Raw genomic sequence first — 21,628 nt, forward strand, 5'->3', positions numbered from 1 at the left:
CGCTACCTTTCGAGTGGATCGAGGAACCGATCCGCGCCGCCTCGCGGCGCGAATCGACTGGGCCTGGAATGGACTCATTAAAGCAGCCTTTGGCCGTTGCGAACATGCGAGTGTTGAGCAACTTTTAAAGTTTCCACTTATACAGACCTGTCATTTCTGACAGTAGTCACCCTGGTATTTATGGCATAGCCTCAATACAGGTGCCCCTCTCAAGATACTTGGAAATGCGAAAGTGGATTGATATCTGGCCAGTTGCTATGAACTGGATCGGTGGCATCGTGCTGAGCAACAGAAAGTCGAATTTTAAAAAAACAATGGAGATTCATGTCATGAGTAAATCAGAACAAATCGCTCCAACACTAACCTTTGATCCACCAAGACCTGCCGCCGGCAGTCGAGCCAAAGTCAGCAGTCCGCATCTTCGCGGCCTCACTGGGTTGAGGTTTCAAGCGAACGACAAGTATGAAACTGTACCCGTTGTCCCTCTAGGCAACGGCGAATATGAGTTTACAGCGCCTCAGTACGCCGGAGGCTTTCTGATCCTGGCTGTGTTCGAGTCAACAACCCCAATTGCCAATCTGATGGTTACATAGATTATTCATATGTTTGATTTTACTCAGATGCAACCATTGCCCTCAGAGGGCAATGGTCTGGAGTTGTCGGTGGCCGAATTATTCTTTATCCATGTGCCATTTTTATTTCGAATGTGAGAATGACCGATTATCCGAACCGACCGGTGATGTAGTCCTCGGTCTGTTTCATTTTCGGGTGGGTGAAGATCGAATCGGTCTCGTCATGCTCGATCAGTTCGCCCATGAACATGAACGCCGTGTAGTCCGATACCCGGGCTGCCTGCTGCATGTTGTGGGTGACGATGATCACCGTGTACTGCTCTTTCAACTCGGTGATCAGTTGCTCGATGCGCCCGGTGGAAATCGGGTCGAGGGCCGAGGTCGGTTCGTCCAGCAGCAGCACCTGCGGGCGCAGGGCGATGGTGCGGGCGATGCACAGGCGCTGTTGCTGGCCGCCGGAGAGACCTTGCGCGCTCTGCTTGAGCTTGTCCTTGACCTCGTTCCACAGCGCCGCGCCGTGCAGGGCCTGTTCGACCCGCTCATCCATTTCGTGGCGCGACAGCTTTTCGTGGTGGCGCACGGCGTAGGCGATGTTTTCGTAGATCGACATCGGAAACGGCACCGGCTTCTGGAACACCATGCCGACATGGCTGCGCAGGCGGTTCATCGAATAGCCGGGGGCGAGGATGTTCTCGCCGTTGAGCAACACTTCGCCACGCGCTTCCTGCTTCGGGTACATCGCGTAGATACGGTTGAACACCCGCAGCAGGGTCGATTTGCCACAACCGGAAGGCCCGATGATCGCCGTGATGCGTTTCTCCGGGATATCCATGTCGATGGACTTCAGCGACCGCTGGTTGTTGTAGAAAAACTCCAGGCCACGAACACGGATCTTGGTGTTCTCGCTGGCAAGGTCACGGGTCTTCATCAGGTCAGCCTATTGCGCAAAAGGATCAATCGGGAAAGCAAACTGAGCAGCAGTACGAACAGGGTCAGCACCAGGGCGCCGGCCCAGGCGAGGGAGTGCCAGTCTTCGAACGGGCTCATGGCGTACTGGAAGATCACCACCGGCACGCTGGCGATCGGCTTGAGCAGGTTGCTGCTCCAGAACTGGTTGCCGAAGGCGGTGAACAGCAGCGGGGCGGTTTCGCCGGTGATGCGCGCCAGGGCCAGCAGCACCCCGGTGACGACGCCGGCCTTGGCCGCGCGCAGGACGATCTGCAGGGTCAGTTTCCACTGCGGTACGCCCAGGGCCAGGGCCGCCTCGCGCATGGTCGAGGGTTGCAGCTGGAGCATTTCGTCGGTGGTCCGCACCACGACCGGAATCACCAGCAGGGCGAGGGTCAGGGCCCCGGCAATGGCGGAGAAACCGACCTGGTGGTTGGTCAGCAGGTTCAACGGCAGGATCACCGCGGTGTAGACGAACAGGCCGAGTACGATCGACGGCGCCGAGAGCAGGATGTCGTTGATGAAACGCACGATGCTGCCCAGGCGCGAGTGCCGGGCGAACTCGGCCAGCCAGACCCCGGCCATCAGGCCGATCGGGGTGCCGATCAGCAGGGCGATCGCCGACATCAGGGCACTGCCGTAGAAGGCATTCGCCAGGCCGCCTTCGCTGCCCGGCGGGGGTGTCATATCGGTGAACAGACGCAGGTTGAGGGCCTGGAAGCCGTTGATGATGGTGGTCAGCAGGATCCACACCAGCCAGGTCAGGCCGAACAGCGTGGCGCCGCAGCTCAGGACCATCGCCAGACGGTTCTTGAAGGCGCGGGCCCGGTAAAGACGCTCATTGCCCGTCATAGACCTTCCTTGCGTGAGAGTCGCATGAGCATCAGTCGCGCCAATGCCAGGACGATAAAAGTGACGATGAACAGCAGGAAGCCCAGGGCGATCAGCGCCGAGCGATGCAGGTCGGTATAGGCTTCGCTGAATTCGTTGGCGATGATCGATGCGATGGAGCTGCTCGGCATCAGCAGCGAGGCCGAGAACTGCTGGGCATTGCCCAGTACGAAGGTCACCGCCATGGTTTCGCCCAGGGCCCGGCCGAGGCCGAGGAACACCCCGCCGACCACCGCCGAACGGGTGTACGGCAGGACGATGTCCCAGACCACTTCCCAGGTGGTGCCGCCCAGGGCATAAGCGGACTCCTTGAGGGTGGTGGGAACGCTGCGAAACACCTCATGCATCACCGAGGTGATGAAGGGCATGATCATGATCGCCAGGACGATGCCGGCGGTCAGCATGCCGATGCCCAGGGGCGGGCCCTGGAACAGCGGGCCGATGCCCGGCAAGGCGCCGAGGTAGTCGTTGATCCACGGTGACAGGTGATCGGCCATGAACGGGCCGAACACGAACAGACCCCACATGCCGTAGATGATCGAGGGAATCCCGGCCAGCAGCTCGACGGCGGAGGCCACGGGCATGCGCAGCCAGGGCGGCGCGACTTCGGTGAGGAATATCGCGATGCCGAAGCTGACGGGCACCGCGATCAGCAAGGCCAGGAAAGAGGTCACGAGGGTGCCGTAGATCGGCACCAGCGCGCCAAAGTGATTGTTGACCGCATCCCATTCGGTGCTGGTCAGGAAGTCGAGACCAAAGGTCTTGAAGGCGAGGCTGCCGCCCCACAGGGTCGAAGCCGCGATGCTTGCCAGGAGTACCAGCACCAGCATGGCGGCGCCGAACATGGTTCGCTTGAACCACAGGTCATGACGCTGGTCGCGGGCGGCCCGGCCATCACTGGCCGTATCGCTGCTGTAGGTGGACAGGGCCAGGGGCTGGACGGTGTCGTTCATTATTACTCTGCTCAAGTCCCGTCATCCGACCGCTGGCGGCCGGACGACGAGAGGTTTCAGGCGGGCTGGATCAATGGGTGAAGTCGGATTTCCAGTAGCCTTCGATGCGCTTGACCAGCGAATCGGGCAGGGCTACGTAGTCCAGCGAGGCCGCTTGTTGCTGGCCGTTTTCCAGGGACCACTTGAAGAAGTTGAAGGCGGCCGCGCTCTGCTCGGCATTCTTCGGCTGCTTGTACATGATGATCCAGGTGGTCGCGGTGATCGGCCATGCGGCGTCGCCCGGAGCGTTGGTCATGATCAGGTTGAAGTCCTTGGCGCTGGACCAGTCGGCGGTATCGGCGGCGGCCTGGAAGGCCTTGGCGTTAGGCTGGACGAATTTGCCGGAGGCGTTCTTCAGCTGCGCGTGGGTCATCTTGTTCTGCAGGGCGTAGGCGTATTCGACGTAGCCGATCGAGTTCTTGATCTGCTTCACGTAGGCCGAGACACCCTCGTTGCCCTTGCCACCCACACCGACCGGCCAAGGCACGGTGGTGCCGAAGCCGATCTTGGCTTTCCAGTCGGCGCTGGCCTTGTCCAGGTAGTTGGTGAAGTTGAACGAAGTGCCCGAGCCATCGGAGCGGTGCACGACGGTGATCTTCGCGTCAGGCAGTTTCAGGCCCGGGTTGAGGGCGACGATGGCCGGGTCGTTCCAGGAACTGATGGTGCCCAGGAAGATCTTCGCCAGGGTTTCGCCGTCGAGCTTGAGTTGGCCGGCAGCGACGCCTTCGATGTTCATCACCGGCACGATGCCGCCGATCACGCTGGGGAACTGGCCCAGGCCACCGGCCTTGAGTTCGTCAGCCGACAGTGGGGCGTCGGAAGCGCCGAAGTCCACGGTCGCGGCCTTGATCTGGGCGATACCGCCACCGGAGCCGATGGACTGGTAGTTGATGCGGTTGCTGGAGGTCTTGCTGTAGTCCTGGGACCATTTGGACAGCACCGGAAAGACGAAGCTGGAGCCGGCACCGGTCACGTCGGTGGCATGAGCAACGCCGCTCAGGCAGAGAGAAGCCAGCAGGACCGACAGGCGTTTTTTTGTCAGCAAAATCACGGCAATACCTCGATGCACAGGGTTGGGTGAAAGGGTTCATAAGTCAGACTGATAGCGATTTAATGCCTGAAATATTTCTTTCTGATGACATGAAGAAATATTTAGTAATGGTGGGATTGTTGCGATCTACGTGGTTTTGATATTTGGAAATGGCGCAGCAAGGCATTCCACAGGTGGCGTGGCGCCATGACGATTGTCGGTAGCGTATGATGGGCGTTTTGATGTCGTTCGCCACAAGGATTCATCGATGCTGCCGAGTAAACGCGACCAGGCCCGTACCGAGGGGCTGCTGGTCGCCACCCTGACTGCAGCCTGCCCGCGCGACAATGCCGGAAGCTGGCGGCCGCGCCTGGCGCGCAAGCGTCCCGGGCGAGGCTAAGGCATGGCCAAGGAGATCGATAATCCCTGTATTTCAGTGTGCCAGCTCAGCGGCGAGCTGTGCGTCAGCTGTGGCCGCACCAAGGACGACATCCGCAAATGGAAGCGCATGAAGCGGCCGGAGAAGATGGCCGCCGTTCAGAGGGCGAAACTGCAAATGAGAAGCCTGCAGAAAAAGAATGCCTGAGGGCACCTGCAGGCTGTTCGCTGGCCGGCGGCCAGTATGGGTGAGGAAATCTGCTCAGCGCCGCCCGGCCCAGTAGTCATGCAGTCCGCGTGCTGCCGGTTCGATCGCGGCAACGCGCTGGCGGTGCAGCGGCACATCGAAGTTGGCCGGCAGTTCGAAATTATCCTGTTCCGCGCAGAAACTGATCGCGTCCAGCCACTGTGCCTGGGCGGCCGGCAATTCGGGCCATTGGCTGACCCCGATGCCGCGCAGGTAGCCGAAGCACCACTCTTCGGCCAGGACCAGCGGTTGCCCCTGGTGTTCGGTTTCTTCGAAGCGGGCCTTGAAGGCTGCGGCATCTGTCGCCAGTTGGGTGGCCCGGGCATTCATGTGGCGCACGCTCAGGTCGATGAACTGCTTGCACTCCTGTGGACTCTCCCAGGCCGGGTTCTGCCCACCCCAGATGGCCGGGAACCATTCGGCGATATCCACCCGGGTCGGGCCGGAGACCAGCGCGGTGAGGTAGCCGTCGAGCTCGGAAGGATTGAGTACGCTGTGATCGTCGCCGTACTTGAGCAGGGTGTCCTCGATAAATTCGAAGTCGGCGTCGTTCAGTGGCAGGTCGTGCATGGGGCGTGTCCTTGGCGTGTCGGGCGCGGTAAAGCCGGCGCCGCGCTGGAAAAAGGCGCGCAGGATGGCGCTTTCGGCAGAATTTATCCAGCACCGCAGACCGGGACTTTACCGCTGAGGAGCGCCGCGGGTCAGCCGTAGGCTGTGCGGTAGGCGAAAATGCCCGGTATGCCGCCGGTCATGATGAATAGGATATTGCTGCCCGGCGAATGCTCGCCGTCGGCGACCGATTGCAGCAGTCCGGCCAATGCCTTGCCGCCATAAACCGGATCGACCAGCAAGCCTTCCCGGGTCGCCAGGGTCCGGGTTGCTGCCTGCATCGCCTGGGTCGGGGCGCCGTATGAGGCGCCTCTTTGCGAGTCATCGATATGAATCGCGTTGCGGGGCAGATCGGCATCGCTGTCGAGCAGTTCGAGCACCTGGCGGGTTTTCTCCAGGGTCGTCTCGCGCGATTGTTCCGCGGTACCCAGCACCGAGTATCCCTTCACGCGGATCGGCGAAGCGGCGACGACAAGACCCGCCAGCAGACCGGCATGGGTGCCGCTGCTGCCGTTGGGGACAACGATCTGGTCAAACTCGACCCCGAATGCATGGCTCTGCGCGAGCAGTTCGGCCGCGCCTGCGGCGTAGCCGAGACAGCCCACGGGGCTGGAGCCGCCGAGGGGCATGAGGAAGGGCTTTCTGCCTTGGCGCCGGAGTTGTTCGGCGAGTTCCCGGGCATGGGTTGCAGGTGTCGCTCCTGCGGGCAGAGGCTGGACAGTCGCGCCAAAGAGATCGTTCAGCAGCACGTTTCCATTGAGTTGGTAATCGTCGTCCCCGCGAACCTGGGAGGGGCTCAGGATCAGTACGCAATGCAGCCCATGGCGGGCGGCGACCGCCGCGGTGAGCCTGGCGTTATTGGATTGCGCTCCGCCCCAGGTGATCAGCGTGTCGGCGTCTTGCGCAAGCGCCTGTCCCAGCAGGAATTCGAGTTTGCGCAGCTTGTTGCCGCCACCGCCGAGGCCCATCAGGTCATCGCGTTTTACATAGAGATTGCAGCCCTTGAGCGCCGGCATCGCACTCAGCCGTGAAAGCTTCTGAATCGGGGTGGGGCCATCGAGCAGCGTCACGCGGGGGAAGGCGGACAAGGCCGATTGCAGAATATCGAGGGTACGCGCCATGCAGATCTACCTCATGAATAAAACGGTCACCGCAACAGCGCAGGCGTTTTCATGGGCAAATTATATTGATGGCTGGAATCTGGATAAATGTTGGTACTGAAACATGAGTTGATACTTGGTGTAAGCAATCACGGAACTTTAAAGTTCTGTTTCACTGAAAACGATCAAAGCCATCATGAATAATCATTTTACATGATTTGCCGCCGGGTCCTATGTTGAGCGGGCAGATAAACCGTAGCCAGTGGCGGATCGAGTCATCGAGTCCGAGGCTGCGGAACAATAACTTCCCACAGCACCCCGGAGTCAACGTGAATATCCAGACTGAATCAATAAGAATTCGGAACCACCCTCGTTACAAGGATTTGGTATCACGGCGGCGAAAGTTCCTGGTTTCTCTCACGACGGCCACGCTCGTCCCTTTTTGTCTGTTCATCCTCGTGGCGGCTTTTATGCCACAACTTCTCGCAAGGAAGATTTCCGCCACCAGCATCATCAACATTGGTTGGCCGCTCGGATTGGCGTTTATCGTGGGGGCCTGGTTGCTGACAGGCCTCTATATCCTGCGGGCCAATGGCGAGTTCGACGAGCTGACCGCCGAGATTCGCCAGGGAGCCGAGCAATGAGCCGCCTCTTGCAGTCTCTGGGCCTGATGAGCTTTCTGTGCGCGGCGGGCAGTGCCCATGCGGCGGACGCGTTGCAGGGCGTCGACAGGCAGCCGGTCAACCTCACCGCCATTGCGATGTTCCTGGTCTTCGTCGTCGCGACGCTGGGGATCACCTACTGGGCGTCAACCAAGACCCGGTCCATGGATGACTTCTATAACGCCGGTGGCGGCATCACCGGGTTCCAGAACGGCCTGGCGCTGGCCGGTGACTACATGTCGGCGGCGGCGTTGCTGGGGGTCACCAGCATGATCTACTTCAACGGCTTTGATGGTCTGATCTACTCCATCAGTTTCTTCGTGGCCTGGCCGCTGCTGCTGTTTCTGTTTGCCGAGCGCATCAGGAACCTGGGGCGCATCACCATTGCCGACATTGCCTCCTTCCGGCTGGATCAGCGACGCATCCGCACGTTGACGGCCTTTGGTTCGCTGACCGTGGTGTGCTTTTACCTGGTGGTGCAGATGGTCGGGGCCGGGCAATTGATCCAGTTGCTCTTCGGTCTTCCCTATCACTATGCGGTCATCGCCGTCGGCTTGCTGATGGCGGTGTACGTCACCTTTGGCGGCATGGTCGCCACCACCTGGGTGCAGATCGTCAAGGCCGGGCTGCTGCTGTTGGGCGGGGTCGTGCTGGCGGGCCTGGCGTTGAGCCGGTTCGGATTTTCCCTGGAAACGCTGTTCCAGCAAGCTGTTGCCGCTCATCGCGAGGGGGAGCACATCCTGTTGCCCAGCAAACTGGTCGCGGATCCCCTCGCGCTTGTTTCCCTGGCGGTCGGACTGGTCTTCGGCACCGCCGGCCTGCCGCATATCCTCATGCGTTTCTTCACCGTTCCGGATGCCAAGGAGGCCCGCAAGTCGGTGTTTGTCGCCACGGGTTTCATCGGTTTCTTCTACGTGATCGTGGCGTTGCTGGGGTTGTCTGCCATCGTGATCGTCGGCCAGGATCCGGCTTTCTTCGAGAACGGCAACCTGGCCGGGAAACTCATCGGCGGCGGAAACATGCCGGTGATGCACCTGGCCAGGGCGGTGGGGGGCGACCTGCTGCTCGGTTTCATCTCTGCCGTGGCCTTCGCCACGATCCTGGCGGTGGTGTCCGGGCTCACGATGGCCGGCACTTCGGCGATCTCCCACGACCTGTATGTCATGGTGTTCAAGAACAACCGCGCGGATGCCGTCGATGAACGACGCGTTTCGCGGATCGCCTCCGTGTGCATCGGCATCGTTGCGGTGGTGCTGGGCATCGTGTTCAAGGACCAGAATATCGCCTTCCTGGTCGCCCTGACCTTTGGGGTGGCGGCGTCGGTCAACTTCCCGATCCTGGTGCTTTCGATGTATTGGCGGGGCCTGACGACGCGTGGTGCGCTGATGGGCGGATTGGCCGGCCTGGTGAGCGCGGTCGGGCTGGTGATCCTGTCTCCGGCGGTCTGGGTCAAGGTGCTGGGCAATCCCACGGCGATCTTCCCCTTCGACTATCCCGCGATCATTTCCATGAACGTCGCGTTCTTCTTCACCTGGTTCGGCTCGGTCACCGATCGCAGTGCCGGGGCCGTCATCGAGCGGGGGCTGTTCGACGATCAGGTGGTTCGCGCCCAGACCGGCATCGGCGCAACCAGGGCAGTCAGCCACTAAGGCACGGACCAGGCGGTTTGTGCCGTTATCCGGACCGCCTGTGGGTTATCCATACAACTGACAATAAGGAGTCGGTCATGCAATTGCGCGACAATGGCCTGAGGTTTTCGCCCATTACAATCGTTCTGCACTGGGTGGTGGCGGTAGCGCTGCTGTTGATCCTGTGCCTGGGCCTGACTATTTCCCGGGTATCCGACAGTGCGCTGCAAGTGGAACTTGTCCGGGTTCAGAACCTGCTGGGCCTGGTTCTTTTCCTGGTATCGCTCTATCGCTTCTGGGCCAGAATCACGTCCTATCATCCTCTGCCCACGGGTACACCCAATCCCATCGAGTTGATCATCAGTCGATCGGTGGCCGTCGCGTTGGCCCTGGCGATGGTGTTGTTGCCGATCGCCGTCTGGGCAAGTCGATCAGCGGCGGGAGAAGTGGTCGGTTTGCCTGGCGGCTTCTCGATTCCAGCACTTATTCCCGTCAATGAAGAAGTCAGGCATGTCATCGATGTGCTCTTCAATATCGGCGCGTCGGCGTTTCTTGCGGGCCTGGCATTGCATGTCTTCGGCGCGGTCAAGAATCACATCCAGCTGAAAAACAATACGCTGAAGCGGATGCTTGGAAAAAAGGTGGAGTTGTGAATCATGAATAAAGTCGACTTTGATTTTTCCGGCAATGCAGTCACCCAACTCTGCGGCGTTCGTTATCCGATCTTTCTCGGTGGCATGGCGGCTATTTCCGGCCCCGAACTGGTTGCCGCGGTGGCGAATGCCGGCGGGATGGGGGTTCTTGGCGGACTCAGGCTGGCGCCATCGGTCCTGCGTCGCTGGATCCATGAGACACGCGCACTGACCGACCGGCCTTTTGGCGTCAATCTCGTCCCGCAGTTTGGTGGCCCCGACGTATTCGAAGCGCAGTTCCAGGTGCTCCTGCAGGAAAGGCCCCGGCTGCTGTCGCTGTTTTATGCCGAGGACTACGCTGCCGATATGATCCCCCGGGCGAAGGCCGCCGGCATGCGGGTGATGGTGCAGGTGGGCTCGATAGCGCTGGCCAGGCAGGCCATCGAGCAAGGGGCTGACATCATCGTGGCACAGGGCAGCGAAAGCGGCGGGCACCTGAATCGGGGCACGGTCGGGATCATGTCGCTGTTGCCGGCGCTGGTTGCCGTCGCGCAGGGGCGGCCGGTACTGGCCGCCGGGGGGATCGTCACCGGCGAGGATGTCCGCGCCATGCTCTCGCTGGGCGCGGCGGGGGTTGTCGTCGGCACGGCTTTTGTCGCCTGTAACGAGTCCAATGCCCATGAGCTCTACAAGCAGAAGATTGTCGAGGCGACCGCGGATGATACCGAGTACCGCACCGGCTATTCCTTTGGCTGGACGTACGGGACACCGCACCGGGTCATTGCCAATCGTGACAAATGGAATCCGTTGCGCCTGATGGGCGGGGGCGCCCGCAAGATCGATCCGCCACGCATGGCCAGGAAGCTATCGCTGTATGCCGGCCAGGGGGTGGGGAAAATCCATCGTGTCGGGCCGGCGGCGGATCGCATGGCCGTGCTGGTCGAGGGGCTGGCGCCCGCTGATCAGGCGCCGGTCAGGCTTACTGAATCGTTGGCCGGTTGATGTGCTCCTGCGCCAGTTCGATAAAGGCGCTCAGGGCAGAGGTGAGCATGGTATCGCTGCGACGGATGAAGACCGTCGAGACGTTGGCGAATTCGGCCGGCAGCGTGTGGCAGTGAATGGCATGCCGCACGCTGCAGCTCTCGGCGATGGCCCTGGGCAGGAGGGTCACGCCCATGCCCGCCGCCACGCATGAGAGGATGCCGTCGAGTGTGCCCAGCTCCATGATCTGGTTGGGCACCAGGCCGACCTGATAGAACCAGTTCTCCAGGGTCGAGCGATAGAAACAGCCGGTGCGGAAAACCAGCACGGTTTGCTGGGGCATCTGTTCGATCAGCGTTGCCAGCGAGTCGAAGTGGCTGCTACTGACCAGCACCAGTTCCTCTTCGAATGCGACGTCCTGTGCCAGGGCCGAATTCTGGTGGAACCCGCCAACGAAAGCGCCGTCGAGCCGATGGGTCTCGATGGCCTTGATCAGCTCGGCGGTTGTGCCGGTCAGCAGGGAAAGCCGTACCTCGGGAAAACGCTCGCGGTAGCGGGTCAGGACTTGCGGCAGGCGGATCGCCGCGGTGGTCTCCATCGATCCCAGTCGCAGCATTCCGCTCGGCACGCCGGTATCCATCAGGGCGCTGCGACTTTCATCCGTGAGTTGCAATATGCGTCGGGCATAACCGAGGAATGTTTCACCGGCTGAAGTCAGGACTACACCACTTTTCTTGCGAATGAACAGATCCCGATTAAGTTCGGTTTCAAGTTCTTTCACCCGCATGGTGACATTGGACTGGACGGTATTCACGTTGATTGCCGCCGCGGTAAAACTGCCAAGCTCCGCAACCGCACAGAAAATCTTCAGCTGGCGCATTTCCATAAGTAATGTCACCTATTATTAGAAGTGATGGATGTCATCACTATCCATCAATTTACTAGATTGATGGTGATTAGTAAAGTGCCGGAAAACAGGGGCGAGGCGGGCAGTTAAAAGATGAAACTGACTTCGAAAATCGAAAGTATCTTTGCCGGCGGAACAGGGACTTTACAGCCCGAAGGGCAGCGCAGCGGAATCTTCAAACGAAGAGTGACGGGCCCGGTCCGCGTGGATATCCAGGGCATCGTGGGTGACGAGCACGCGGATACCCGGGTGCATGGCGGGCCGGAAAAGGCCGTTCATCAATATGCGATGGAAAACTATGCACGATTGGCACTGGCTTATCCGCAAAGTGTGGAGGAGTTGAATCCCGGCAGTCTGGGAGAAAACATCTGTGCGGTGGAACTGAGCGAAAGAAATGTGCATATCGGCGATGTTTTCCAGATGGGCGGTGCAGTCTTGCAGGTGTCGCAACCGCGCAGTCCGTGCTGGAAGATCAATCATCGTTTTGGCGTCGAACAGATGTCGATGTTTGTGGCCCATGAGCGAATTACCGGCTGGTATTACCGGGTGCTCGAACCCGGGATTATCCGCGAAGGCGACGTGATCGAACTTGTGCAGCGGCAAACGGATCGGTTTTCCATCGACAGGTTCTGGGAAGTGCAACTGTCTCATCGGCCGCTGATAGAGGAGTTGCTGGCGTTGGCCGCGATTCCCGGGCTGGCCGGGGACTGGCAGCGACGGTTGGCCGAAAGGGCGAAATGGCTGGGCCAGAGACTTCATGATAAGTGATCGAATGGATCATTAATCATCATTTTACATGATCTGGCGTGGCTCCTATGTTGTCTTCGCGGGGCACTCCGACGAACCAGGTCGCCATTGACCGGGCGTTTCGCCGGAAGACCGCCTCGCTGTTTCCAACAAGAAACCACCACACAGGGGACTCCCGTCATGAGCAATCAGCCAGCCGATATCGCCCATTACATTCATGGTCGCGTGATGCCAGGTACTTCCGGGCGCACGCAAAACGTCACCAACCCCGCCACCGGATCGGTGACCGGCAGGGTGGCCCTGGCCTCGTCGCAAGAGGTCGATGCCGCGGTGCGGTCCGCGGCCGCTGCGTTTGCGGCCTGGTCGAATCTGCCGGCCCTGCGTCGTTCGCGGATCATGTTCAAGTTTCTCGACCTGCTCAACAAGAACCGCGACACGCTGGCCCGGATGATCACCGCCGAACACGGCAAGGTTTTCACCGATGCCCAGGGTGAAGTCACCCGCGGTATCGAAGTGGTCGAGTTCGCCTGTGGCATCCCTCAACTGCTCAAGGGCGATTACTCCGAGCAGGTCTCCACCAACATCGATAACTGGACCGTGCGCCAGCCCCTGGGCGTGGTTGCTGGCATAACGCCCTTCAACTTCCCGGTGATGGTGCCCATGTGGATGTTCCCGGTGGCCATTGCCTGCGGCAATACCTTTGTCCTCAAGCCCAGCCCCATCGATCCCACACCCGCCTTGCTGATCGCCGAGCTGTTCAAGGAGGCCGGGCTGCCGGACGGCGTGTTCAACGTGGTGCAGGGCGACAAGGAAGCGGTGGACGCGCTGCTGGAGCATCCGGAAGTCAAGGCCTTGAGCTTCGTCGGCTCGACGCCGATCGCCAACCATATCTACGAGACCGGCGCGCGCCACGGCAAGCGTGTCCAGGCCCTGGGCGGCGCGAAAAACCACATGGTGGTCATGCCCGACGCCGATATCGACCAGGTCATCGATGCGCTCATGGGTGCGGCGTTCGGTTCGGCGGGGGAGCGCTGCATGGCCATCTCGGTCGCCGTGCTGGTGGGAGATGTTGCCGACGGGCTGATGCCGCGACTGGTCGAGCGCACGGAGACGCTGAAGATCCTCGATGGCATGAACCTGGCCGCCGAAATGGGGCCGATCGTCTCGCAGGTGGCGCGCGAGCGTATCACCGGCTACATCGAGCAGGGCATCCGGGAAGGTGCGCAGTTGCTGGTCGACGGTCGTGGCTTTGATGGCCGGCAAGCCGGCGACAACTGTGAAAACGGTTTCTGGCTCGGCGGCACCGTGTTCGATCACGTCACACCCGAGATGAAGATCTACCGGGAGGAAATCTTCGGCCCGGTGCTCGCCTGTGTACGGGTGAAGGACTTTGCCGACGCGGTGGAACTGATCAATGCCCACGAGTTTGGCAACGGCACGGCCTGCTATACCCGCGACGGTCATGTCGCCCGCGAGTTCGCCCGGCGGATCCAGGTCGGCATGGTCGGCATCAACGTGCCGATTCCGGTGCCCATGGCCTGGCACGGGTTCGGTGGCTGGAAGCGTTCGCTGTTCGGTGACATGCATGCCTATGGTGAAGAAGGCGTGCGCTTCTACACCAGGCAGAAATCGATCATGCAGCGTTGGCCGAACAGCATCGCCAAGGGGGCCGAATTCGCGATGCCGACTTCCCAGTAGCCGGCTCGCCCGGACAGGCTACTGATTCAGCGGCTTGCGTCCGGAAACGAAGTGGCTGACATCGTTGAAGCCCGGCGTCGAGGCATGCCCCGGCGTCACCAGCGAATCGATAAAGGCTTCATCCTCGGCGCTGATCTGTACCGCCAGCGCCTTGGTGTAGCTGTCCCACTGTGCTTCGGTGCGCGGACCGACAATCGCCGAGCTGACCGCCGCGTTGTTCAGGACCCAGGCGATGGCGAATTCGACAATGCCCACGCCGCGGTCCTGGGTGTATTGCTGGATCTGCTGGGCGATGCGCAGGGACTCCGGTCGCCATTCGGTTTCCAGGATCCGTTTGTCCTGGCGGCCGGCGCGGCTGTTGGCGTCCGGCGCGACATCCGGCGCGTACTTGCCGCTGAGCACGCCACGGGCCAGCGGGCTGTAGGGCACCACGCCGAGACCGTAGGCCGCGGCGGCGGTGATCTGTTCGGTCTCGGCCTGGCGGTTGACGATGTTGTACAGCGGCTGGCTGATCACCGGCCGGTCGACCCCGAGCCGTTCGGCCACGCGGATCACTTCGGCGATGCGCCAGCCGCGATAGTTCGACAGGCCCCAATGGCGGATCTTGCCCTGGCGCAGCAGGTCGCCAATGGCCGATACGGTGACCTCCAGCGGGGTATTGTGGTCCTCGCGGTGCAGGTAGTAGATATCCAGGTAATCGGTGCCGAGGCGGGTGAGGCTGGCCTCGATGGCATTGAAGATGTGCTTGCGGCTCAGGCCGCTGCGGTTCGGTACGCCATCCGCCGGGCCGATGGCGACCTTGGAGGCGATGATCCAGTCGTGCCGGTGGCGGGCCACCCCTTCACCGACGATTTCCTCCGAACGCCCGGCGTTGTAGACGTCGGCGGTGTCGATGAAATTGACGCCCTGGTCCCAGGCCTTGTCGATGATCCGCAGGGAGGTTTCGGTATCGGTCTGTTCGCCGAACATCATGCTGCCCAGGGTCAGCGTGGAAACCTTGAGCCCGGACTGGCCGAGGGTGCGATAACTCATGATTGTCGTCCTTTTGCGCTGACGGAAAAGTCTCAATCAGATACCAGAAGCCCGTCGCCGGGCAATCCCTCAATTATCTTGCCAATATCTGACGGTGTGTGGACCTGATAACGGGCGATGCCGGTTACCAGGTCCTTTTCATGGCGTGGGGATTACTGGGCGCGCAGGCCGCGGGTCATGCGCAGGGCCAGCAGGCTGCCGCCGACGATCACGGCCGCCAGCACATACAGCGCGGCGTCGGTGGAGCCGCTGGCATCCTTGACCCAACCGACCAGGTACGGGCTGAGGAAACCGGCCATCTGGCCCATCGAGTTGATCAAGGCCAGCCCGCCGGCGGCGGCACCGGCACTGAGCAGGGCGGTCGGCACCGGCCAGAACATCGGCAGGCCGGTGAGGGCGCCCATGGTGGCGATGGTCAGGCCGAGAATGGCGATGGCCGGGTGGGTGGCGAAGTTGACCGCGATCAGCAGGCCGATGGCGCCCATCAGCATCGGCACCACCAGGTGCCAGCGACGCTCCTTGCGCAGGTCGGCGGAGCGTCCCACCAGCAGCATGAACACCGCCGCCAAAAGATAAGGAATCGCGCTGAGCCAGCCGATCACCAGGTTGTCGCTGAAACCGAGGTTCTTGATGATCGACGGCAGCCAGAAGTTGATAGCGTAGACGCCGCTCTGGATGCAGAAATAGATCAGGCCGAACGCCCAGATGGCCGGGTTCTTGAACACCTCGCCGAGGGAGTCGCTGATGGTTTTCGGCTTGTTGGCGGCATCGATCGCCTGGTCGGCTTCGAGCACCGCGCGCTCTTCGGCGGTCAGCCACCTGGCGTTGGCGAACTTGTCCGCCAGCAGGAAGAACGCCGCGACACCCAGCAGTACGGTGGGGATGCCCTGCAGCAGGAACATCCACTGCCAGCCGGCGAGGCCGCCCTGGCCGGCGGCGAAGTGGTTGAGGATCCAGCCGGAAAACGGGCTGCCGAGCAGGCCGGAAACCGGGATCGCCGACATGAACAGGGCCATGATGCGACCGCGCCGGAAGCTCGGGAACCACTGCGAGAGGTACAGCACCACGCCCGGGAAGAACCCGGCTTCCGCGGCACCGGTGAACAGTCGCAGGGTGTAGAACTGGGTTGGCGTGGTGACGAACAGCAGGCAGGTCGACAACAGGCCCCAGGTGATCATCATCAGTGCGATCCAGCGCCGTGGACCGAAGCGGTTCAGGGCCAGGTTGCTCGGTACGCCGCACAGCACGTAGCCGATAAAGAAGATCCCGGCCCCGAGGCCGTAGACGGTTTCACTGAATTTGAGGGCGTCGAGCATCTGCAGCTTGGCGAATCCAACGTTGACCCGGTCGAGGTAGTTGAACAGGTAGCAGATGAAGATGAAGGGGATCAGGCGCAGGGTGATGCGCTTGTATACGGCATTTTTCAAGTCAGCGGTGGCCTGGGGCAACGCGGCGCTCTGTGACATGGCGGTCTCTCTTTATTATGATTTTTTGCGATGCAAGGGTAACGTTGATCGCCCTGTGAGTCTCGGCCACCCCGGGGCCTGCTGTCTTTGTGCCGGTGCACAGGGTTTGCCGGTGTACCCTGTGCCACTGAACAATCTAGACCAAGGACCCGCTCCCCATGTTCGAACTGGACCATGACCTCGCGCAGGATATCGTCGACCGCACGATGGCGATCCTGCCCTACAACGTGAATGTCATGGACAGCCAGGGCCTGATTCTCGGCAGTGGCGAGAAGGAGCGGGTCAACACCCGGCACGAAGGGGCACAGCTGGTACTGGCCAATGGGCGGGTGGTGGAGATCGATGTACAGACGGCCAAGCACCTCAAGGGCGTGCAACCGGGGATCAACCTGCCGCTGCTGCACGACCAGCGGCTGATCGGCGTGCTGGGTATCACCGGCGACCCGGATCAGTTGCGCACCTACGCCGAGCTGGTACGCATGACCGCCGAAATGCTGGTGGGCCAGCGCCATCAGCAGGCCGAGCAGCAATGGCGGCGCCAGCGCAGCGATGACCTGCTGGCCCTGCTCCTGGGCGATGCCGGGGATTCGCCGCGGCTGGTCGACGAAGCCCGGCAGATGGGGCTCAAGCCGCAGTTGCCGCGCATTCCGTGCCTGTTCGAACTGGAGCCGGGGCAGAACGTCGACGCGTTGATTACCTGGCTGCAGTCGCGATACCCCGACAGTTGGTGTGTCAGTGCCTCGGAGTCGTCATTGCTCTGGTGCCGTCCGGCGACGGTGGCACTGGATGAGCTGCGGTTGCTGGAGAAGCTCGACGGCCAGGGCTGGAAAGTCCTGCGACTCGCCCAGGGCGGACAGGCCGATGGCCTGGCGGGGTTGCGCCGTTGTTACCGGCGGGTCAGCGACCTGCTGGCCTACGGTCGCGATGTGGTGCCGCTGACCCGCGTGTTGCAGCTCAACCGCTATCGTCTGCCAGTGATGCTCTGGCGGCATCGTGACGACGATGCCCTGGAGGAACTGCTCAAGCCCTTGCGCAGGGTGATCGCCAAGGATGGCAACGGCCAGTTGCTCTCGACCTTGCGCAGTTGGTGCGAGCACGATGGCCAGAGCCATGCGTGCGCCGAAGCCCTGGGCATCCATCGCAACAGCCTGCGCTATCGCATGGAGCGTATCGCCGAACTCAGCGGCGTCGATCCGTTGCGCCTGGACGGGATGCTGGCGTTGTACCTGGGCGTGCAGTTGCTGCCGCACGACGAGCCGGGTTTGTAGAAATGAACAATAAAGCCCGCCAATGCTTGTGCAGCAGACAGGCGTCATTCCCAGTTTCAACTGGCAGCATGGACGCCATAAGAACCGGAGAACGCCCCCATGAAAATCATCATCGCCCCTGACTCCTTCAAGGACAGCCTGAGTGCCGACGCCGTGGCCAAGGCCATTGCCGAAGGGCTGGCCGAAGTCCTGCCGCAGGCACAACTGATCCAGTGCCCGATGGCCGATGGTGGCGAGGGGACGGTGGCGTCGGTGCTGGCGGCCTGCAATGGCGAGCGGCGTGACGCGACGGTCCAGGGGCCCCTGGGAACGCCGGTGCAGGCCCATTGGGGCTGGTTGCCGGACAGCCACACCGCGATTATCGAGATGGCCGAGGCCAGTGGTTTGCAACTGGTGCCGCCCGGCCAACGGGATGCCTGCATCAGCAGTACCTTCGGCACCGGCCAGCTGATTGGCGCGGCCCTCGATGCCGGGGCCCGGCGGATTATCCTGGCCATCGGCGGCAGCGCCACCAACGACGCCGGTGCCGGTGCCTTGCAGGCATTGGGCCTGGGCTTGTTCGACGCCCGGGGACAGGCGCTGGCGCGAGGCGGCCGGGCCCTGGCGCAACTGCAGCGTATCGAGCAGGCCGGGCTGGACCCGCGCCTGGCCGAAGTGCGTTTCGAAATCGCCGCCGACGTGAATAACCCGCTGTGCGGCGAGCACGGGGCTTCGGCGATCTTCGGCCCGCAGAAAGGCGCGACACCGGTCCAGGTCCGCGAGCTGGATGCCGCCCTCGGGCATTTTGCCGACCTGTGCGCCGAGGTGCTGCCCGATGATGTCCGCGACGAGCCCGGCAGCGGTGCGGCAGGGGGCCTGGGCTTCGCCGCCAAGGCCTTCCTCGCCGCGCAGTTCCGCCCGGGGGTGGAAGTGGTCGCCGAACTGGTGGGCCTGGCGCAGGCGGTGCAAGGTGCTGATCTGGTGATCACCGGCGAAGGGCGCTTCGATGCCCAGACGCTGCGTGGCAAGACGCCCTTTGGCGTGGCGCGGATTGCCCGGCAGCATGGCGTGCCGGTGATCGTGCTGGCCGGCACCTTGGGCGAAGGCTATGAGCAAATGTACCAGCACGGTGTCGATGCGGCGTTTGCCCTGGCGTCCGGACCGATGAGCCTGGAACAGGCGTGTGCCGAGGCCGCGTCCCTGCTGTCGGCGCGGGCGCGGGATATCGCCCGGGTGTGGAAGCTGGCGGCAGCGCGCTGAGCGACACCCTCTTCCTTGTGGCGAGATAGTGTCTGCCGGACGATTCAGCGCTAAGCTTGCGCACAAGGAGCGTGAGACCGCCCTGCAACTGGCGCGAAGCCAGGATGCCCGCTACCTGCCAGGACGGACCGGCCCATCGATGCGTGAACCTTCACCCGGAAATACCGCTGCACCTTCCGCCCAGCCTCGTCGTAGCGGGGCTGACCTGATCGCCGGCCTGTCGATCGCCGGCCTGCTGCTGCCCGAGGCGGTGGCCTATTCGACCATCGCCAATCTGCCGCCCCAGGCCGGGGTGATCGCGCTCTTCGCCGGGCTGCTCTGCTACGGGTTGTTCGGTACCAGTCGCTTTGCGATCGTCTCGGCCACCTCGTCGTCCGCCGCGGTACTGGCCGCGGCGACGCTGTCGGTGGCCGGAACGGACATCGCCCTGCGCCTGACCATGGCCATCGGCCTGGTGCTGATCACCGGCCTGATGTTCCTGCTTGCCGGGCTGTTCAAGCTGGGCAGCGTGACCTCGTTTATCGCCAAGCCGGTGTTGCGCGGCTTTGCCTTCGGCCTTGCGGTGACCATCATCCTCAAGCAGGTTGCGAGCATCGTCGATGTCCATCCGGAGCACAGTGACCTGATCCGCTTCATTCCCGAACTGCTCGGGCAATTGCCCCGATGGAACTGGGCCGGCGCGGCAGTGGCCGGCGTGGCGTTGGTGCTGCTGTGGGCTTTCGGGCGTTTCCGACGCCTGCCGGGGGGCCTGCTGGTGGTGATACTGGGTGTCGCCGCGGGCGAATGGCTGGACCTGCCGAGCCATGGGGTCGGCCTGATCGGTGTCATCGACCTGCAATTGGCAGTGCCGTCGCTGCCACGCCTGGGCTTCTCCGATTGGTTGAAGCTGGTGGAGCTGGGCTTTGCCCTGGTAATGATCCTGTATGCCGAATCCTATGGCTCCATCAGCGCCTTCGCCCTCAAGCATGGCGATCGGGTGAGTTCCAATCGCGACCTGCTGGTGTTGGGCGGTGCCAACCTGTTGTCCGGGCTGTTTCATGGCATGCCGGCCGGTGCCGGGTATTCGGCGACTTCGGCCAATGAGGCCGCGGGGGCGACGTCACGCTGTGCCGGAGTGGTCGCCGCGCTGGTGGTGCTGCTTATTGTCTCGACGCTGCTGCCGTTGATCGCGTTGACCCCGGAGCCGGTGCTGGCGGCGATTGTCATTCATGCCTTGACCCGGGCGGTCAGCCTGGAACCCTTGCAGCGTTACTTCGCCTGGCGTCGCGATCGATTCCTGGCGATCTGCGCGGTAGGCGCGGTCCTGTTGCTCGGGGTACTGGACGGCTTGCTGGCGGCGGTGGCGATCAGCCTGTTGCTGATGCTGCGGCAGATGTCCTCGGCGGCGGTCCAGGTACTGGGGCATCTGGCTGACGGCCATGACTTTGTCGATTGCCAGCTGCACCCGCAGGCCCGCGAGGTGCCGGGGCTGCTGATCCTGCGGCCGGGGGAGCCGCTGTTCTTCGCCAATGCCGAGCGCATTCTCGGCAGTGTCCAGCGCCTGGCCCGACAGCAGGGGCCGGGGGTAAAGGCGGTGATCCTCAGCCTGGAAGAGTCCCCTGACCTGGATGGCACCAGCCTCGAGGCGCTGCAGGACTTTATCCGGCGTTTCCGGGCCGGGGACCAGGACCTGCTGTTTGCCCGCCTGAAGCACGAGGCCCATCAGGCCTTGCTGGCGTTACCGCAGGAGGTCCTGTCCAGGGTCACTCTCAGTGAGTTGAGCGTCTATGCCGTGGTGCAGCAGGCGCAGGCAGTCGACAGTGGGCTCAGCACTGCTGATTCAGTGCCGCCAGGCTCAGTGAGTCGATGAACCGGACGCCAGCCACTTCCATCTCCTCCATGGCCCGTTGCAATGAGCCGTCCATGTCGATGGCACGGCAGGCGTCGGGAATCAGGAAGGTGGTGAAGCCTGCCGCCCTGGCGTCCAGCGCGGACCAGGCGACGCAGTAGTCCAGGGCCAGGCCGGTCAGGTACACCGTCTCGATCCCGCATTCCTTGAGGTATCCGGCCAGGCCGGTAGGGGTCTTGCGGTCGGCCTCGACAAACGCCGAGTAGCTGTCGATGCCCGGGTTGCAGCCCTTGCGTATCACCAGGCGGGCATGGGGCAGGTGCAGGTCGGCATGCAGTTCGGCGCCACGGCTGCCTTGCAGGCAATGGTCGGGCCACAGCACCTGGGTGCCATAGGCCAGTTGCACGGTATCGAACGGCACGCGCCCCGGATGGCTGCTGGCGAACGAGGCATGACCGGCGGGGTGCCAGTCCTGGGCGATGATGACATTGCGAAAACGGCTCGCCAGGCGGCTGATCAGCGGCACGATCTCGTCGCCACCGGCAACGGCCAACTGGCCGCCGGGGATAAAGTCGTTCTGCACGTCGATCACGATCAGCGCGCAACGTGGGTCGTTCAGGGGCAACAGGCTGTCAGTGTGGGGCATTCAAATGTCCTCGGATGCTGAATTTCACGGGGTAAAGCATACAAGGATGACTCTAGTTCTTCCGGCTTGCGCAGGAGGTGCGCCGTGTTGTCAGCACTCGGCGCCGGACAGGGTAGGTGATTGGCCG

22 protein-coding genes are annotated in these 21,628 nt (G+C 62.3%); 12 read left to right on the plus strand and 10 right to left on the minus strand.

Translation table 11 applies throughout. From position 1 onward, the window contains the following. Positions 1-224 precede the first annotated feature (224 nt). Entirely contained in the window at positions 225-593 is a 369-nt protein-coding gene (locus HX881_RS00905) for a hypothetical protein (protein WP_177082197.1), read from the plus strand. A gap of 127 nt (positions 594-720) precedes the next feature. On the opposite strand, the gene pstB is transcribed toward HX881_RS00905, so the two are convergent. The 4 genes from pstB to pstS form a co-directional block, all read right to left on the minus strand. After that, positions 721-1,500 carry a phosphate ABC transporter ATP-binding protein PstB gene (pstB, locus tag HX881_RS00910; RefSeq protein ID WP_017127421.1) on the minus strand — a complete coding sequence of 260 codons (780 nt, stop codon included), beginning with the start codon at positions 1,498-1,500 and terminating at the stop codon, positions 721-723. Next, positions 1,500-2,372: a phosphate ABC transporter permease PstA gene (pstA, locus tag HX881_RS00915; protein ID WP_017127420.1), complete on the minus strand. Its 873-nt coding sequence runs from the start codon at positions 2,370-2,372 to the stop codon at positions 1,500-1,502. The genes pstB and pstA overlap by 1 nt, the downstream gene beginning before the upstream one ends. After that, positions 2,369-3,256 (minus strand): phosphate ABC transporter permease subunit PstC, encoded by an 888-nt coding sequence (gene pstC / locus HX881_RS00920; RefSeq protein WP_370591028.1) that lies wholly within the window; start codon positions 3,254-3,256, stop codon positions 2,369-2,371. The genes pstA and pstC overlap by 4 nt, the downstream gene beginning before the upstream one ends. 178 nt (positions 3,257-3,434) lie before the next feature. Then, the gene (gene pstS, locus HX881_RS00925) at positions 3,435-4,454 is read right to left on the minus strand and encodes a phosphate ABC transporter substrate-binding protein PstS (RefSeq protein ID WP_103032562.1); all 1,020 of its coding nucleotides are present in this window, start codon (positions 4,452-4,454) and stop codon (positions 3,435-3,437) included. Between the two features lie 247 nt (positions 4,455-4,701). Here pstS and HX881_RS32955 point away from each other — a divergent pair, with 247 nt between their 5' ends. Continuing rightward, positions 4,702-4,833, plus strand: coding sequence for a hypothetical protein (locus tag HX881_RS32955; RefSeq protein WP_281367634.1), 132 nt, complete (start codon positions 4,702-4,704; stop codon positions 4,831-4,833). Between the two features lie 3 nt (positions 4,834-4,836). Beyond that, positions 4,837-5,019, plus strand: coding sequence for a DUF1289 domain-containing protein (locus HX881_RS00930; protein WP_017127416.1), 183 nt, complete (start codon positions 4,837-4,839; stop codon positions 5,017-5,019). A 54-nt stretch (positions 5,020-5,073) separates the two neighbouring features. On the opposite strand, the gene HX881_RS00935 is transcribed toward HX881_RS00930, so the two are convergent. After that, entirely contained in the window at positions 5,074-5,628 is a 555-nt protein-coding gene (locus HX881_RS00935) for a UPF0149 family protein (protein ID WP_017127415.1), read from the minus strand. Positions 5,629-5,759: 131 nt separating this feature from the next. Next, complete coding sequence (locus HX881_RS00940; RefSeq protein ID WP_177082199.1) at positions 5,760-6,788, minus strand: D-cysteine desulfhydrase family protein; 1,029 nt, start codon at positions 6,786-6,788, stop codon at positions 5,760-5,762. 308 nt (positions 6,789-7,096) lie between these two features. Here HX881_RS00940 and HX881_RS32960 point away from each other — a divergent pair, with 308 nt between their 5' ends. From HX881_RS32960 to HX881_RS00960, 4 genes are all read left to right on the plus strand, one after another. Beyond that, positions 7,097-7,411, plus strand: a complete 315-nt coding sequence (locus HX881_RS32960) for a DUF485 domain-containing protein (RefSeq protein ID WP_042935987.1) — start codon at positions 7,097-7,099, stop codon at positions 7,409-7,411. Continuing rightward, positions 7,408-9,078, plus strand: a complete 1,671-nt coding sequence (actP, locus tag HX881_RS00950; protein ID WP_177082200.1) for a cation/acetate symporter ActP — start codon at positions 7,408-7,410, stop codon at positions 9,076-9,078. The genes HX881_RS32960 and actP overlap by 4 nt, the downstream gene beginning before the upstream one ends. A gap of 77 nt (positions 9,079-9,155) precedes the next feature. Further along, a complete protein-coding gene (locus tag HX881_RS00955) occupies positions 9,156-9,710 on the plus strand; it encodes a cytochrome b (protein ID WP_177082201.1) in 555 nt (184 codons plus the stop codon). Positions 9,711-9,713: 3 nt separating this feature from the next. Further along, on the plus strand, positions 9,714-10,691 hold the full coding sequence (locus HX881_RS00960; protein ID WP_177082202.1) for an NAD(P)H-dependent flavin oxidoreductase: 978 nt from the start codon (positions 9,714-9,716) through the stop codon (positions 10,689-10,691). On the opposite strand, the gene HX881_RS00965 is transcribed toward HX881_RS00960, so the two are convergent. After that, on the minus strand, positions 10,669-11,556 hold the full coding sequence (locus HX881_RS00965) for a LysR family transcriptional regulator (protein ID WP_042935891.1): 888 nt from the start codon (positions 11,554-11,556) through the stop codon (positions 10,669-10,671). The two genes, HX881_RS00960 and HX881_RS00965, sit on opposite strands and share 23 nt — an antisense overlap. A gap of 114 nt (positions 11,557-11,670) precedes the next feature. On the opposite strand from HX881_RS00965, the gene HX881_RS00970 reads away from it, so the two are divergent. Together HX881_RS00970 and HX881_RS00975 are read left to right on the plus strand one after the other, a co-directional pair. Continuing rightward, complete coding sequence (locus tag HX881_RS00970) at positions 11,671-12,345, plus strand: MOSC domain-containing protein (protein WP_177082203.1); 675 nt, start codon at positions 11,671-11,673, stop codon at positions 12,343-12,345. Between the two features lie 159 nt (positions 12,346-12,504). Then, a complete protein-coding gene (locus HX881_RS00975; protein WP_177082204.1) occupies positions 12,505-14,022 on the plus strand; it encodes a CoA-acylating methylmalonate-semialdehyde dehydrogenase in 1,518 nt (505 codons plus the stop codon). An 18-nt stretch (positions 14,023-14,040) separates the two neighbouring features. On the opposite strand, the gene HX881_RS00980 is transcribed toward HX881_RS00975, so the two are convergent. Together HX881_RS00980 and HX881_RS00985 are read right to left on the minus strand one after the other, a co-directional pair. Next, on the minus strand, positions 14,041-15,054 hold the full coding sequence (locus HX881_RS00980; protein ID WP_177082205.1) for an aldo/keto reductase: 1,014 nt from the start codon (positions 15,052-15,054) through the stop codon (positions 14,041-14,043). 152 nt (positions 15,055-15,206) lie between these two features. After that, positions 15,207-16,520: an MFS transporter gene (locus HX881_RS00985; protein WP_177082206.1), complete on the minus strand. Its 1,314-nt coding sequence runs from the start codon at positions 16,518-16,520 to the stop codon at positions 15,207-15,209. Between the two features lie 158 nt (positions 16,521-16,678). Between HX881_RS00985 and HX881_RS00990 the strand changes: the two genes are divergently transcribed. The 3 genes from HX881_RS00990 to HX881_RS01000 all read left to right on the plus strand — a co-directional run bounded on the left by HX881_RS00990 (position 16,679) and on the right by HX881_RS01000 (position 20,876). Next, positions 16,679-17,788 carry a sugar diacid recognition domain-containing protein gene (locus HX881_RS00990; protein WP_017127405.1) on the plus strand — a complete coding sequence of 370 codons (1,110 nt, stop codon included), beginning with the start codon at positions 16,679-16,681 and terminating at the stop codon, positions 17,786-17,788. Positions 17,789-17,887: 99 nt separating this feature from the next. Next, the gene (locus HX881_RS00995; protein ID WP_177082207.1) at positions 17,888-19,027 is read left to right on the plus strand and encodes a glycerate kinase; all 1,140 of its coding nucleotides are present in this window, start codon (positions 17,888-17,890) and stop codon (positions 19,025-19,027) included. 139 nt (positions 19,028-19,166) lie between these two features. Beyond that, the gene (locus HX881_RS01000; RefSeq protein WP_177082208.1) at positions 19,167-20,876 is read left to right on the plus strand and encodes a SulP family inorganic anion transporter; all 1,710 of its coding nucleotides are present in this window, start codon (positions 19,167-19,169) and stop codon (positions 20,874-20,876) included. Here the strand turns inward: HX881_RS01000 and pncA are convergent. Then, the gene (gene pncA / locus HX881_RS01005; RefSeq protein ID WP_177082209.1) at positions 20,833-21,501 is read right to left on the minus strand and encodes a bifunctional nicotinamidase/pyrazinamidase; all 669 of its coding nucleotides are present in this window, start codon (positions 21,499-21,501) and stop codon (positions 20,833-20,835) included. The two genes, HX881_RS01000 and pncA, sit on opposite strands and share 44 nt — an antisense overlap. Positions 21,502-21,628: the final 127 nt, after the last annotated feature.

The sequence above is a fragment of the Pseudomonas gingeri genome (assembly GCF_013386115.1).
Lineage (GTDB): Bacteria > Pseudomonadota > Gammaproteobacteria > Pseudomonadales > Pseudomonadaceae > Aquipseudomonas > Aquipseudomonas gingeri.

What these genes read in the sequence shown, in the direction of transcription:
- HX881_RS00905 (WP_177082197.1), top strand. Translation starts at nt 225, where the DNA reads ATGCGAAAGTGGATTGATATCTGGCCAGTTGCTATGAACTGGATCGGT.
- pstB (WP_017127421.1), bottom strand. Translation starts at nt 1,500, where the DNA reads ATGAAGACCCGTGACCTTGCCAGCGAGAACACCAAGATCCGTGTTCGT.
- pstA (WP_017127420.1), bottom strand. Translation starts at nt 2,372, where the DNA reads ATGACGGGCAATGAGCGTCTTTACCGGGCCCGCGCCTTCAAGAACCGT.
- pstC (WP_370591028.1), bottom strand. Translation starts at nt 3,256, where the DNA reads ATGTTCGGCGCCGCCATGCTGGTGCTGGTACTCCTGGCAAGCATCGCG.
- HX881_RS32955 (WP_281367634.1), top strand. Translation starts at nt 4,702, where the DNA reads ATGCTGCCGAGTAAACGCGACCAGGCCCGTACCGAGGGGCTGCTGGTC.
- HX881_RS00930 (WP_017127416.1), top strand. Translation starts at nt 4,837, where the DNA reads ATGGCCAAGGAGATCGATAATCCCTGTATTTCAGTGTGCCAGCTCAGC.
- HX881_RS00935 (WP_017127415.1), bottom strand. Translation starts at nt 5,628, where the DNA reads ATGCACGACCTGCCACTGAACGACGCCGACTTCGAATTTATCGAGGAC.
- HX881_RS00940 (WP_177082199.1), bottom strand. Translation starts at nt 6,788, where the DNA reads ATGGCGCGTACCCTCGATATTCTGCAATCGGCCTTGTCCGCCTTCCCC.
- actP (WP_177082200.1), top strand. Translation starts at nt 7,408, where the DNA reads ATGAGCCGCCTCTTGCAGTCTCTGGGCCTGATGAGCTTTCTGTGCGCG.
- HX881_RS00955 (WP_177082201.1), top strand. Translation starts at nt 9,156, where the DNA reads ATGCAATTGCGCGACAATGGCCTGAGGTTTTCGCCCATTACAATCGTT.
- HX881_RS00960 (WP_177082202.1), top strand. Translation starts at nt 9,714, where the DNA reads ATGAATAAAGTCGACTTTGATTTTTCCGGCAATGCAGTCACCCAACTC.
- HX881_RS00965 (WP_042935891.1), bottom strand. Translation starts at nt 11,556, where the DNA reads ATGGAAATGCGCCAGCTGAAGATTTTCTGTGCGGTTGCGGAGCTTGGC.
- HX881_RS00970 (WP_177082203.1), top strand. Translation starts at nt 11,671, where the DNA reads ATGAAACTGACTTCGAAAATCGAAAGTATCTTTGCCGGCGGAACAGGG.
- HX881_RS00975 (WP_177082204.1), top strand. Translation starts at nt 12,505, where the DNA reads ATGAGCAATCAGCCAGCCGATATCGCCCATTACATTCATGGTCGCGTG.
- HX881_RS00980 (WP_177082205.1), bottom strand. Translation starts at nt 15,054, where the DNA reads ATGAGTTATCGCACCCTCGGCCAGTCCGGGCTCAAGGTTTCCACGCTG.
- HX881_RS00985 (WP_177082206.1), bottom strand. Translation starts at nt 16,520, where the DNA reads ATGTCACAGAGCGCCGCGTTGCCCCAGGCCACCGCTGACTTGAAAAAT.
- HX881_RS00990 (WP_017127405.1), top strand. Translation starts at nt 16,679, where the DNA reads ATGTTCGAACTGGACCATGACCTCGCGCAGGATATCGTCGACCGCACG.
- HX881_RS00995 (WP_177082207.1), top strand. Translation starts at nt 17,888, where the DNA reads ATGAAAATCATCATCGCCCCTGACTCCTTCAAGGACAGCCTGAGTGCC.
- HX881_RS01000 (WP_177082208.1), top strand. Translation starts at nt 19,167, where the DNA reads ATGCGTGAACCTTCACCCGGAAATACCGCTGCACCTTCCGCCCAGCCT.
- pncA (WP_177082209.1), bottom strand. Translation starts at nt 21,501, where the DNA reads ATGCCCCACACTGACAGCCTGTTGCCCCTGAACGACCCACGTTGCGCG.